This is a genomic window from Caenispirillum bisanense (genome assembly GCF_900230255.1).
GTDB lineage: Bacteria > Pseudomonadota > Alphaproteobacteria > Rhodospirillales > Rhodospirillaceae > Caenispirillum > Caenispirillum bisanense_A.
On sequence record NZ_OCNJ01000003.1, the window covers coordinates 1 to 13,242 of the forward strand.

The following is a 13,242-nucleotide window of genomic DNA, read 5'->3' on the forward strand; positions in this document are numbered from 1 at the left end:
GCGAGGATCGCCAGCTTGTACGCGGCCGTGAACGTGCGCCGCCGTGCCTTCATCGGCACCTCCGGATCCGGAGGTGCCGATGAAGGCACGGCCCCATCAACTGCAAACGTAGGCACAGCCTTCCGCATCGCTCACATCCCCCTGCGTCTTGCTCACTAAGCGGCACCCATCAGAGTGTCGCAAGCACGCTGTCACAGAGGGGCCGATGCACAGCCGGAGGCTCCAACTCCTGAGTAGGATCGAGACACATGAGCAAAACGACGAACAAGCTCACCTCCCGGACGTGAAGGGGCTTAAGCGGCGGCTGATCGAGCCGTCGCTTCGCAAGGCGAAGTCATCCAGCGGCTCTAATCGCTCAGCTTGTCCAGTTCCTCGAACAGCAGCCCGTTGGTGCCGCGACGGTCGATGAAGGCTTCGATTTCTTCGAGCACCGGCAATATCTTGGAATCGCTGCTCCTGATCCGGGCCTTCGCGCGGCCCAGCACGTCGCGAACCCGCGGCACGAGCCGATCTCGCTCCGGGTCGAGGAAGTCCGGCTCGATCATGCGGAAGCGCAGAAGTCCGACGAGAAGTTGAGCCGCCGCGAAGAAGGTGTTCTTGATGTTGTTGAGGCCGGCCTGCTGCTCCATCAGTGCGACCGCGGTGCCTGCGAGATCCCCGGCGATCCGGCGGTTCAGCGCGGCGGGCGCGTCGGCGCGGTACATCAGGACCAGAGAGAGGGCCTTGGCTCGGTCGTTGGGTGTTTGCAGTCCCTTCAGTGCGAAATGGTCGCGGGTCGCCTTGAACAGGAGCGCGATGTCGTCGGGCTTTGAGAAGCAGCGACCGGCGGCCTTGTAGTCGTGTCCGCTGTGGAGGGACGTCCAGGGCGAGCGCAGGCTCTTGCGCAAGTAGTCGAGGATGGGCTCCGGCGTCGAGGAATAGCTCCAGGCCGCCGCAAGCATGAGCTGGCGATGCAGGTCCCTGAGCTGTTTCTCGTCGTTGGCGCGCAACTTGGGCGTCAGGCGCTCGAAGGCGGCTGCTGCGGCGTCGAGCACCGCGTCCGAGAGCTGACGGTACGTCTTGAAGCCACCCGGTGGGGCGCCGAGCAGCTCTCGCAGGTCTTCTTCCGCCGGAATGCTGCCGTCTGAGTCGAACACGCCGGCTTTCGTCACGCCGCCGGCCATGCGTGCCCGATCCTCCGGCGCCTCTTTCTTCAAGGGCCAGTCGAGAGCCGGCTTCTTGCCGAGCGCGCTCATGAGATCCTTGGCCGCGAACTCCAGCTTGCCGCCCAAGCCACCGCACGCAAGGTGGAACAGGTGCATGGTGCGGGGAATGTCGGCGGCTTTCCAGACGATGGCGCGGCTTGGCCACGGCGAGGGGTCCGGCCAGGCGAGTTCGACACGCAGTGTGCGAAGATACTCGTCCTCGCCGAGCCCGGTGGACGTCATGGACGACCAGTCGAGGAAGACCGGCCGGTCGGCGAGGCGTTCGCCCTCGGGCGGCCGGATCTCGACAGATGCGAAACCCTGGCCCGGCTTCTGCGTCACGTAGAGAGTGATCGGGATGTTGCGGTCGGCGGGTTCCGGCAGACGGGTCACCGTCTTGCGGACCATGGCGTCGTCCGACCGCGAAAGGGCATAGTCGACCTCGGTGGTGCCGCCCGCGATGGAGAAACCGGTCACGAGGTCGGGGCCGACGGTTGTTCCGCCGGCGACCCGGTCGCGCCCCTTCATCAGGCTGATGAAGGTCGGCCGCCCCAGTTCCTGCGCCTGAATGCGCAGATCGGGCAGCGAGTCGTAATAGCCGACGATGCCGACGCTGCGGCGCCAGGCGTAATGTGCTGCGCCCAGGGCAGCGGTATCGGGTGGCAAGGCGACGGCATCCCGCCCGCCTGCGCGGGAACCGGCCAATGCACTCGCGAGCCGGGTCCCGTCCGGCAGCCGAAGACCGGCCAAGGGCCCCTCGACGGCGACTGCGGCGAGAGGCCGCCGTTCAGTCACTTCATCCAGGCTGGCCGCGAGGGCCGCCGCGAGGATCTCTGCCATTGGCGCCGGCGCCGGCTCCGTCCGGTGCAGGCGATGCCAGCGGCCGCCGGTATCGCGCACGATCTCCTGTGGGGTGGGCCGACCGCACATGGTCGCCCAGGGGCGGCGGCTGATCCAGACGAGCCGCTCCGCAAGGTCGGCGGACACGCCGTGCTCCGAGAGATCCTGGGCGAGCAGGTTCAGTGCCTGCATTTCCATGGTAGCGGGAAGCGCAGGTGCCTGCCCGCGCCCGCTCCGCACCGGCACGAGGTACGGCTTGCCATGGACCTCCTCGACGTCGATGGCGAGGATGCTGACCTCCGGGCGCCAGAAGCCAGCGTGGCCGACCGCGACGGTGGTGCCGGCCAGGCTGCGGACATGGTCGTCCGACAGTCCGAGCGCCCAGCCGAGCAGCGCCGCCACCGGACGCCACAGCAACTCGGCCGAAATCCCGATGCGGCGCAGTCCGTCGATCAGGCGCTGCTGGCCGGCCTCGCCGAGGGTGTCGGGTACGACGACGACACGGTGCGCGCCGGTTCCTTCCGCGACCGCTTCGACATGGGCGGCGACGAGGTCGGCCGCAGCCAGGCCCGGTGCGCCCGCGATGGCATCGGCCGCCCCGTCGAGGCTTTCCAGCAGGGGCAGGATGGGGTGTCGGGCCAGCCCGCAGTCGCCATCCCAGCCGCGCCCCGCCAGACTCTCAAAGGCGGCGCGCCCGGCAATCGGGCGCTCGCCAGGGGCGCCGGTGGTAACGACGCAAGCGGGTGTCGGCTCCGCATGCGCTGCCGCCGCGGTCCCGCTGTCGCGGGCGTGGGCGGCGCAGTCGAGGATGCCGTCGAGCAGAACTCCGACATGGGCAGAGGAGATCAGCGTCATGCAGCCTCTCCGCGAGTCGCCATGGCAGCCAGGCTATCGAGCCCGGCGCGGAAGCCCGGCCCGTCCAGTGGCAGCCCGAGACCCAGCACCGCACCCTCGGCAACCGTCTCCGGATGGGGCTGGTCGAGCCTCTCCGGCGGGACCACGACAATGCCGCGCACGCGCCGGCGGTCGTTGTAATAGCGCCGGCGGTCGTCCTGCCAGCGCGCAAGGGCGGCGGCGGCGCGGGCCGTCAGCTCGGTGAGCGGGCGCGCCTCGATACCGGCCCCCAGCACCGTCCAGATCAGGACGTCCTCGTCATGGCCGGCCGATCCCAGCGGCTGGTTTCGCATCACGAGGCGCGGCCACAGAACGGCGTATCTATCGTGAAGGTCAGGCGGCGCGCCCGGCGCTTCCGCTTCGTGGAGCATGTGAACGCTGTCGCGTCCGGCAAAGACACCGACGCAGCCCGCCGGCTCCAGCCAGCGTCCGCGATCCTGCTCCTTGCGCACGTAGAGGGACGGCACGGCGAGCGTTTCGAGGCCCTGAGCGCGTAGAAGGGCCGTGCCGAGGGCGAGCGTCACGCCGTCGCCCCACAGGCGGCCCTGCCAGCCCCACGAATCGTCCTGCTGCCTGAGCCGATTGAGCAACTGCTGATAGGCCGACCAGATCCGGCGGTAACGCGGGTCCTGCGTCAGCACGTAATTGGCCTGCGCCGTCCCCACCAGAGACCGGATGCGCTGGAACTCCGGTTGCCGGAGCAGAGTGGCACAGGTGCGGCCGTAGCGGCTGACGTCGCCGTATCGCACCGACCCGGCGAGATTGCGGTTGGCACCGAGGTAGCTGTCGGCGGCTTCCGTCGTGCGGATCAGGAAGTCCTTCAGGACGCGGTTTTCCGGCGTATCCACCGTCTCTTCGCGCACCACCGCCAGGAGGGCCTGTCGCGATCCCGCCTTCTCGGCGGGCGTCCGGCCGGGTTGGCGGACGTACCAGGCGAGGCATGCCGGATCCATTTCCTGGATGCGGTGGACCGACTGCATGCTGCGGTTGCGCGTCAGAACCTGGCGCGGATGGCGGCCAAGATCCGCCACCAGACGGTGCAGATCCTGCGCATGGCGCACTATCAACGCCATCCGTGCCTCCTCGACGTCGAGGTCGGCACAGAACGCCTCGGCCGCATGGCGCCAGGTTGATCGGACGCGGCCACGCAAGTTGCCCTGCATCAGCATCTCGCGCCGTTCGATGTTGGTGAGGCGGTCGATACGATCGATCAGGGCCCCGAGCATGTTGTCCCGCTCGAGAATTCGCTGTGCCAGGGGATCGCCGAGGCGTTCCGGACTCCATTGGCCAAGGCAGCCGGTGATCGAGAGTTTGACCGGTGGGTGCTGCCCCCGGTCGTGCAGAAGCTCCAGCTGACGCGTGTGGTCCCCCGCCTGTGCCGGCATCGGCAGGGTCCACAGGTCGATGCGGCGCGGGCCCCACTGAATATCGGGAACCTCGCGGTGCGGCTGCTGGCGCTGCCCGGCGAGGCGCAGCCGCAGCGCATGGGACGAAGCCACTGCGGGGGCACCTGATGCCGGGAGTTCGACGCCATCGTCGTCGGGGCCGGCCGGCGCAACGTCCTCCAGCAGGCTCCACGGCAGGTCAAGGGGAATGACCGTTTCGGTCCGTGCCACGGTCAGCTGTCCCGGTTGAGGCCCTGCCAGGTGAACAGCGGTTTCTGCCGTCCGGTGTTCACGGCTTCGGCCAACGCCTCGTCGCCGATGGCGCGTGCCAAGCTCTCGATCTCGATGAACGCGTCCTGGAAGTCCATCGTGTCGATGCCCCGCAGCTTGGGCAGGATGCGCTGTTCGAGCTGGTCACCGAAGGCGGTGCCGAGACTGCCCGGACCACCGCCAGGGTAGTTGGCGCAGTAGAGCTGGATCGCCTGATTGACGCGGTGGCCGAAGGGCCGGTCGAGCTTGCTCATGGCGTCGTTCAGCTTTTCGATCCAGCCCCGCAGCTTGTCGCGGCTGTGGGCGTCGAGGCTGTCGGCGTCGCGCTCCCACGAGTTCCAGGTGGTGCGGGACAAGTAGCGGTCGGGCGTTGCGATGGTGCTCTTCGGCTGCTCGTGGGCCATCTGCTTCGGCCGGCCGAAGCGCAATACGTTGGCGCGGTCGATGACCTTGTCCGACAGCGTCTGGGTCGACTCGTCCTCGTTCATGGTACCGACGAACAGCACGTTGCGGTCGACGTAGATGTTGAAGGCGCGGTTCATGCCGCCGACGTCCAGGTGCACCTCGGCATTCTGGCGCGCCGCCGGATTGGCGGGATCGGCCGACTTGCGCACTTCCAGACGACTCAGGAATTCGCTGAAGTAGTATTCGACGCGCGCCAGGTTCATCTCGTCGAGCAGGACGAGAAGCATGCGGTCGCGCCACTCCTTCGCCAGATCGGGGTGATTGTGCGGGTCGAGATGGGCGAGGGCGCGAGCGAGGTCGGTGCCGACGTAGCGGTGTTCCAGGTAGTTGTAGAAGCCGAACAGGTCCTGCGGGCTGTCCCACCGCGGCTGCACGGCCATCTGGAGGAAGTGGACGCCGATGCCTTCGGCGTAGCGCCGCGGCAGCTCGCTCTTACCCGTGCCGGAAATACCGGCCAGCACGGTCAGCGGGCTGATACCGTTGATCTTCATGCAGGTGTGGAAGGCGTTCAGCGTGCGCGCCGGGAAGCGGAGCCCCAGCTGGTCGAGATAGTCCCGCAGGCCGGCGAGGGCGTCGTTCTCCGTTACCCGACCGCGATCGGCCCGCAGCCCCGCCTCGCTCAGGCAGGCGGGAGCGCGCTTGAGGTCCTCCAGGGCGTTCTTTTCGTCCTTCTCGCGATCCGCACGCGCTTGCTCGACGTAGCCCTCGAGATGCGCCTTGGCGGCCTCGAGCTCCGCCTTGCGCTGTTCCAGCCTCGTGATTTCCGCGCGGATCTGATCGCAGGTCTGCTTGATCGCGTCCTGCTCGCGGCGCTGACGATCGAGGTCGTCGCGGCCCTCGGCGATCCTTTGCCGGATGTCGGCGAGCTGGCCGTCGGCCTGGCGGATGTCGCCCTGCTTTTCCTGCAGGGCTGCCTCGGCTTCCCGCAGACGTGTCGCCAGATCCTCCAGGTTCGCAACAGCTTCGCCTCGGCGCCGTTCAGCCTCTGCGGCCTTTTCTTCCGCCGCTGCGGCGTCCGCTTCGGCGCGCCGTAGCACCCGGGCCTGCTCCTCGACCTTCGCCTCGGCCTCGACCATCCGCTGCGCGAGGTCTGCCATGGCCTCCTGGCGGGACGCGAGGTCCAACTCCAGGCGCTCGAGCTCCATGCGCTTGGGCTCCATCAGCGCCAGGCTCTCCTGGAGGCCCGTCAGGCGAATCCGCGCCTCCTCTGCCTCGGCCACCGCCATGTCGCGACGGACAAGTTGGTCGGCCAGGTCGCTCAGCTTGTCGCGCAGTTCCGCCTCTTCCTTGCGGCGCTCGACGAGGCGTTCCTCTATGTTCTCGTACTCCGTCGCCGCTGGCTGGCGCGCCTGCCGTCGCATCAACTGGCGATGCTCCGCGAGGGCGACGGCCGGAATGACGATGCCGCCGGCAGCGGCGAGCAGCATGGCATAGGTGAGCATTTCGGGTGTCACGGTACCGTCTCCCGTCTGATCTTCAGTTGGCGCTGCTGGCCGCGGCCGGTGTGGGGCCGGCCGGCCGCGTCACCGCCTGAAGATCATCGATTTCCTGAAGGAGCGCATCGCGGCGCCGGCGCAGGTCTTCCACGGCTGCCGCAACGGCCGCCTGACGTTCGGCCTCCGCCTGCAGCGTCCGCAGCCGTGCTTCCGCATCGACCTGCTGCTGGCGCAGGGCGGCGAGCACCGCTCTCTGGTCTTCGAGGGAGGCGACTTCGGCCCGCAAAGAGGTCACCTTTGCCGCCAGCGTCGCCGCCTCCTTCTCGTCAACAGCGGCCGCCGCCGTGATCCGTCGCTGTTCCTCGATGCGTTCCTGGAGCGTCGCAGACTGTTCCCGCAACGTCGCGACTGTGGCGGCCGCATCGGCGGCCTCCTTCCGACGCTCGGCCAGGCTCGTATCGAGGCGGCTCGACTCCTCGCGTGCCGCAGCCAGTCCGGCCTGGACGATCTCCTGGTCCTTGCGCGCCTGACGCAGCGCCTCCTCGACCCTCGCCAGATCCGCCCGCGACTTGTCGAGAGCCGCGGCGGCGTCCTGCGCCTCTGCCGCGCGAGCCGACAGCTCTGCGACGCGTCGCTCGGCCGTTGCCACTTCCGCCTGACGGGCCGCAAGGGTCTTCTCGGTGTCTGCGAGTGCCTTGCGCGCGGTCTGCAGGGCCTTGTCGGTGGATTCGGCATCCTTGCGCGCTGCCGCTAGGTCGGCCGAAACGCCCTGCAATGCGTCGCGATCGGCAATCAGCTGGTCGACCGCCCGCCGCAGGTCCTTCTCGTCAGTCGAGAGGGCCGCTACGCGCTTGGCGGTTTCTTCCGTCTGCGAGCGGACCGTCGTCAGATTCGTCCGAGCGTCGGTTAGCTCGCTGCTGGCGGTGGCGAGCGCCGCCTCGGTTTCCCGTAGAACATCGCGCTGCTCCGTCAGGCGCTTTTCGGTGGCCTGCAGCAACGTGGTCCGTTCTTCCAAAGCTTCCTTGGCGGCGGCGTCGTCCTCGCGCAGGGCGGCAGCCGAAGTCCTGAGGGCCGTGAGCTCTTTGCCCAGGGACGCGATCTCGTCGCGGTGGCGGGCGAGCGTGGCTTCAGCCTCGGCGGCTTCACTGCTTCGCTGCTGCAGGGTCGCGGTCGCTTCGGCGACCGCCTTTTCCGCCGTCGCTGCCCGTGTCTCGGCCGAAGCTGCTCGCTCCTCCACCGCCGCGAGGTCCCGTTCCGCCTGAGCCGCCGCGGCCTGGGCCTGCGTCACCGCCGCTTCTGCCTCCTGCTCTACGGCTCGCAGTTCATTCAGGCGCTGGAGTCGCGCCTCCAACTCGCCGCCGACCATCGCGACCCGTTCCTCGAAAGCCGAAGCAGTGCGATGGGTATCTACCGTATACCATGCCAAGCCGGCATAGCAGATGGCCGAGGTGGCCAGAAGTCCGACGAGAAAGTAGGGGCGGTCCGCTTTCGCGGGTGTCTTCCGGGCTTTGCGGGCGCCATCATCGTCGGAGGGTTGCGATGATGTCGTCGAGGCATCCATCAAGATCTTCCCTCAGTTGATAGACCCAGTAGCGCTTCACGCGCCATCCCAGGCTCTTGAGTTGGTGATCGCGCCACAGATCCGAGCTTTTCCGGCGGCCGGACGCGTCGCGATGATAACGATCACCGTCGATCTCTACATCAACTTTCGTGGTACCGCAAATGATCGCCAGATCTAGGCGGCGACCTGCAATTGGGAATTGAGGAAGCGTTGCTACGCCACGCTTCATGAGCGCATCGTGCACGATTTCTTCCCACGGGCTCTCGAACACCGGCGCCCCTTCGGATCGTGCCGACGTCTCACGCTCGGCCGCTGCGACCAGCTTCGTAACATGCGGAATACCACTGCGCCGCGCCTCTTCGAGGTTGCCGAAGACATGGCAGACGGCGCGAGCCCGGCTGACCGCGACGTTCATCAGGTTCGCGCTTTCTGCGAGGAAGCTCCGGCTGCCCTGCGGCATGCCCGGGCCGAGGCACAGGCTGAGCAGGATCAGGTCACGGGCATCGCCCTGGAACTGGTGGGCCGTGAAGGCGCCGAGCCGGCTGCGCGCGACGTGCTCGGCCGGTATCGCCTCGGCGATCAGGTCTGTGATCCGCTTCGCCTGCTCCCGGAATGCCGTGACGATGCCGATGCTGCCCTGGTAGCCTTGATCCACCAGCACGCGACGCACGTGTTCGACGATGGCCCGTGCTTCCGCCGGCGAGTGGCAACCGGATGCCGCAGGCGCGATGTCGCCGCCGATACCTGTCCAGTGGATGCCGGGCTTCTGCCCGTGCGGCGGGTTCAGGTTGGCTTCGTCCGTTACGACCCTTAGCCGGCCGCCGTAGAAGGCGTCATTGAAATAGGCAGCGACGGCTCCGGCGCATCGATAGTGGTCGCGAAGCAGATGGCTGGTGATGCCGGGTATCGACGCCACGATGTTGAACAGCGACTGGCTGCGGTAGGAATAGCGCCCAATTCCCTGGGCGAGCAGGCCGCCCGCCTCGAGGAGGCGCACTTCACGATCCTGCGTGACTTTCGTCACGTGCCGCAGCTGAGCGGGGTCGCCGACGATGATCGCCTGCCTGGCGCGCGCCAGCAGGGGGAGGGCGGACGCGATGTCGCATTGGCTCGCCTCGTCGATGATGACGTAATCGAAGAGGCCCGCCTGCAGCGGTAGCGCACGGCCGGCCGAGAGGTTGGTGACGGCCCATAGGGGAAAGTGCTTGAGCAGGATGGGCAGTGCCGCCTCGGTCGCGCGACGGTGCTCGCGCTCGCCGTCGTCGCCCAGCTTGTCGCCGGCGAAGAGGGACATGGCGCCGGCGAACTCCGCCAGGCCCGGTCGATCGTGATCGTCCAGATCCTCCAGCGCATCGGGAAGTGCCCGGAACAGGTCCGCGGCCCGGGCGGTCAGTTCCATCCGGCCGCTCACCAGGGCATCGACCAGCGCCTGTCGTTCGCTCTCGGGCATGATCTTCGGCTTGAGGCGGTCCAGGTCGGCGAGCGCGCCGAGATAGACCGCGAGCTGCCGGAGAACGCCAAGGCGTTCTGCAGGGTTTTCCGCGTGATCGGGCCAGGGGATGCCGAGGGGGGCCAGCGTCTCCACCGCGGCCTTCGCCTTTCGGGCTGCCAGCCAGCGGGCGAGGGCCGGAAACACACGGGCGAGCCAGCGCGGCGGCTGCGCGGCCGACAGGTCTTGCAGGACTGCCGGCGCGTCGGGCCGCCGGGCCCACTCCCTCAGCGCTGCATCCAGCCGCGCCTCGCAGTCCTCGACAGCCGCCTCGGCCTCGGCCACCAGATGACCGAGTTCTTCCTGTCTCGCGAGCTTTTGCTGGATGTCGTAGAGACGGTCTTCCGTTGTTCTCAGTCGGCCGACGGAGCGGATCAGGGTATCTCGTCTTCCGGTGGCAGAGCCGCGGGCGAACAGAGCATCGCTGGCCCGCCGCAGGTCGAACGCCTGGCCTTCGCCGAAGGGGCGGCTGGCGCGGGCGAGGATGCTGCGTCCGCCCAACAGCTCGCCGAGGCGCTCCTCGACGGTGTCTATGGCCTTATGGTTCTTCGAGGCGAGCAGAGCGGTGCGACCGCACAGGGCGGCGCTTGCCATGACCGCGGCGACCGTTTGCGACTTGCCGGTGCCGGGCGGGCCGGTGACGACGGTGAGCGGCGCGTTCAGTGCGGCCGCTGTCGCCTCCGTTTGGTCTTCGTTCAGCGGAATGGGCGAAAGGCAGGGAAGGCGCTCCGGCTTCACCGCCGGCGCCATGCCGAACAAGGCCCCCAGGGCCGAGGCGGTATAATCGCTGTCCGGCCACTGCGCCAGCCGGTCGAGTTCTCGGAGCGTGCGCTTGCTGTAGACGGTGGTCGGTGCGGTGAACAGGGTGAGCACGTTGAGCAGGCGCGGGGAGTCCGTCTCGACCGGCAGGCTGGTGGCCAGGGCGCTCGGTGCCAGACCGGCGGCGCCGCCGCCCGGCAGGCGTGCGGCGAGGCGCGTCGTGACGGTCGGCAGGTCGACCGGATCGTCGTCGAGCGGTGCTCCGTCGTCGTCCGGGTCTGCGGCAGTGATGCCGAGCCAACGCAGCACCGACCGGCGTTCAGCCCCGTCGCGAAACTGCTTTTCCAGCCACTCGGCGTTGACGTCCACCGGCTGAGCCGGTGCGACCACGCGCAGGGTCCCCGCCCCGAGCTCGAACCGGCAGCGAAACGTGAAGACCGGCCGCGCGAAGGCCCCGCCGCCTTGCACGCCGGGTAGGATCTGCACCGGGTAGCCGAGGTAGAGGTCGGCGTCGGGGCCTCGCCGCGAGAGTACGGCCAGGAACTCCGGTGGAACCGAGGCGGCATCGAAGTGGATCTCGACCTGCCGCTGCTCGGTCGGCCACCACTCGCCGGCAGTGGTGAGGGCGCAGAACTCCTGGTCGATCCGCTCCAGCGGCAAGACCGTGTTCGGACGCTCCTCCGCCCGCAGGCACTCCCGCCAGTAAGGGATCAGCTTGCGAAGGAGAGGCAATCCCTGTGGCAGGGAGCCGTGCATCGCCTGCGGTGCCGCGGTCTCGGCGACATCGGTGAGCCGGCCGGTGAAGCCGTGGCAGCGCATCGTCGGCACCGGCGGTCCACCTGCCGGCGCCATCTGTGGGCCGCGCTCTGCAGGCCGGTGCACAGATCCCGGCGTTTCGGGGGCGCCTCGACGTGCGTCGGTGCCTGCCGCCGGCGGCTTGCGGTTCCGGATCGGACCGGTCGTGTTCCACTGCCGGTTCTTGAACGTCACCTTGCCGGCCTGCTGCATGGCGGAGAGCGTGGTGGTCAGCTGCGAGAGCTCCTGCATCACGCCGCGCCTCGCCAAAGCCGTACGGATCTGATCCGTGCGGAGACCCGTCGGGTGCCCCATCAGGACATCGATGACGATGCCGTCGAGCTCACTCTCGGCTGCCGTGCTGCCGGACGTCATACACCCTCTCCCCTGGAGCCATGATACACCTTGATCATAATGCGCAGTGGCGCGTCAACCGATGAGGCCGCTGGTCGACCCGGCCCGAAAATCTAGTCCTTTCGGACGTTCTTTCGAGTTGCTATTGTGCCCTCGGGGAAGTCTTCCGAGCGAGGGGCGGAGAGAATGCAGGCGTGTTCCGCTGCCAGACAGGCGGTGCATGGAAGAGTCGCCACCACTTCGGGTCGCAGCCGGCGAGACCGCTCGCCCTCCTTATACTGTTTCATTGCCTCTATCAGCAGGCACGCCGGTTCAGATGGGGCGCGGGTGCCGCGGAGCCGAAAAACGTGCTGAACCGACAAGTACTGCCTGCCGCAGAAGACCTTCGGGACCGCATCCGCGCGGCCGCCGATCCGATGTCGCGCAGCCTAGTCGTGCGCGTACGGCCGCCGGCCGGCGGCGTTGCCGGTTGGCTGGAGCGCTCGGTCGCGGAGGTTTCCGCCCCATGGGACGGAGAGGCGGGGCTGGAGGGGGTGACCCGGCCGTTCCAGGCTCTGCAGGCCGGCGACGTCGTCGTCGCGGGCGATGACGGATCGCTGGTTCTGGCGGCAGGCGTCGTCACCGAACCGGCGCAGCTCGTCCGCGAGGGCGCCAACTTCTATCGCGCAGGCGTGCGATGGTGGACGGAAGGGCTGCCGCGCGTGGTTCGGCCGGATGCGCGCTGGCAACTCTTCGAGGTCTGCGAGCTGTCGCGAACGTTCGTCACCTCGCTGCTCGTCAAGCCGACGAGCATCGTGCACCAGGAGGTGCCGTTCGATCAGGTCGTGCGAAGCATCAAAAGCGCCGGAATGCGCCTGCCGGAGGAGGTCGTCCGGCGGTATCACGCCGCCCTGAAGTCGCGCGGCTTCGTGATCCTGGCCGGCATCAGCGGCACCGGCAAGACGTGGCTCGCCGAGCTTTACGCGCGCGCCGTCGGTGCCCGCCATATCGTGGTTCCCGTGGCGCCGAACTGGACCTCGAACGAGGATCTGCTCGGCTACCTGAACCCGCTCGACGGCGTCTTCCACGCGACGGCGTTCACCGCCTTTCTGGAGGAGGCCGCCCGGGAGCACCGCGAGGCGCAGGAGGCCGGACATCCGTCGCGGCAGTATCACCTCGTTCTGGATGAGATGAACCTCGCGCGGGTCGAACACTACTTCGCCAAGTTCCTTTCGACCATGGAACTGCGCAGCCGCAGCGACACCGGCACGGCGGCGGTCGATCTGGCGCCGGGTCACGTCGCGGTGCTGCCGCCGAACCTCAAGGTCGTCGGCACGGTCAACATCGACGAGACGACGCACGGCTTCGCCGACAAGGTCTACGACCGCGCCCAGCTTATCGAGCTGGACAGCCCGCGCGAGGCGCTGGAGGCGCATCTCGGGGACGCGCCCCACGCATCCCTTCTCATGCGCGCGTGGGATGCGGTGGCGGCCGTCGCGCCTTTCGCTTTCCGCGTCGTCGACGACATAACGGGCTACATCGCCGTCTGCACGTCCTTGGGCACGCCTTGGCAGGATGCGCTCGACGACCAGGTGCTGCAGAAGATCCTGCCGAAGGTGAAGGGCAACGACGGGCGGGTCGGCGACAGTCTCGCCCGCCTGATCGACGTCTGCGGCGATACGCTGCCGCGCAGCCGGGCGCGGGCGCAGGCGATGCTGCAGGACTACCGGGATCACGGCTTTGCCTCCTTCTTCTGACGCCGCATTCGCGGCCCATCGGTCGCCGACTGCTGGCGATGCAGGGGACCCAGGGATCGTCTTCGTCGACTCCC

General features: G+C 68.3%; 6 protein-coding genes. 1 reads left to right on the forward strand and 5 read right to left on the reverse strand.

Going from position 1 to position 13,242, the window contains the following annotated elements:
- Nucleotides 1-347: 347 nt before the first annotated feature.
- The 5 genes from CRP50_RS07415 to CRP50_RS07435 are packed head-to-tail and all read right to left on the reverse strand — an operon-like array spanning nucleotide 348 to nucleotide 11,453.
- Entirely contained in the window at nucleotides 348-2,879 is a 2,532-nt protein-coding gene (locus CRP50_RS07415; protein WP_097278383.1) for a hypothetical protein, read from the reverse strand.
- Nucleotides 2,876-4,534 (reverse strand): DUF2357 domain-containing protein, encoded by a 1,659-nt coding sequence (locus CRP50_RS07420; protein WP_097278384.1) that lies wholly within the window; start codon nucleotides 4,532-4,534, stop codon nucleotides 2,876-2,878. The genes CRP50_RS07415 and CRP50_RS07420 overlap by 4 nt, the downstream gene beginning before the upstream one ends.
- A gap of 2 nt (nucleotides 4,535-4,536) precedes the next feature.
- On the reverse strand, nucleotides 4,537-6,492 hold the full coding sequence (locus CRP50_RS07425) for an AAA family ATPase (protein WP_141415081.1): 1,956 nt from the start codon (nucleotides 6,490-6,492) through the stop codon (nucleotides 4,537-4,539).
- 22 nt (nucleotides 6,493-6,514) lie between these two features.
- The gene (locus CRP50_RS26330; RefSeq protein ID WP_141415082.1) at nucleotides 6,515-8,035 is read right to left on the reverse strand and encodes a hypothetical protein; all 1,521 of its coding nucleotides are present in this window, start codon (nucleotides 8,033-8,035) and stop codon (nucleotides 6,515-6,517) included.
- Entirely contained in the window at nucleotides 7,995-11,453 is a 3,459-nt protein-coding gene (locus CRP50_RS07435) for an AAA domain-containing protein (RefSeq protein ID WP_097278387.1), read from the reverse strand. The genes CRP50_RS26330 and CRP50_RS07435 overlap by 41 nt, the downstream gene beginning before the upstream one ends.
- Nucleotides 11,454-11,779: 326 nt before the next feature.
- On the opposite strand from CRP50_RS07435, the gene CRP50_RS07440 reads away from it, so the two are divergent.
- Nucleotides 11,780-13,168 (forward strand): McrB family protein, encoded by a 1,389-nt coding sequence (locus tag CRP50_RS07440; protein WP_141415083.1) that lies wholly within the window; start codon nucleotides 11,780-11,782, stop codon nucleotides 13,166-13,168.
- Nucleotides 13,169-13,242 lie beyond the last annotated feature (74 nt).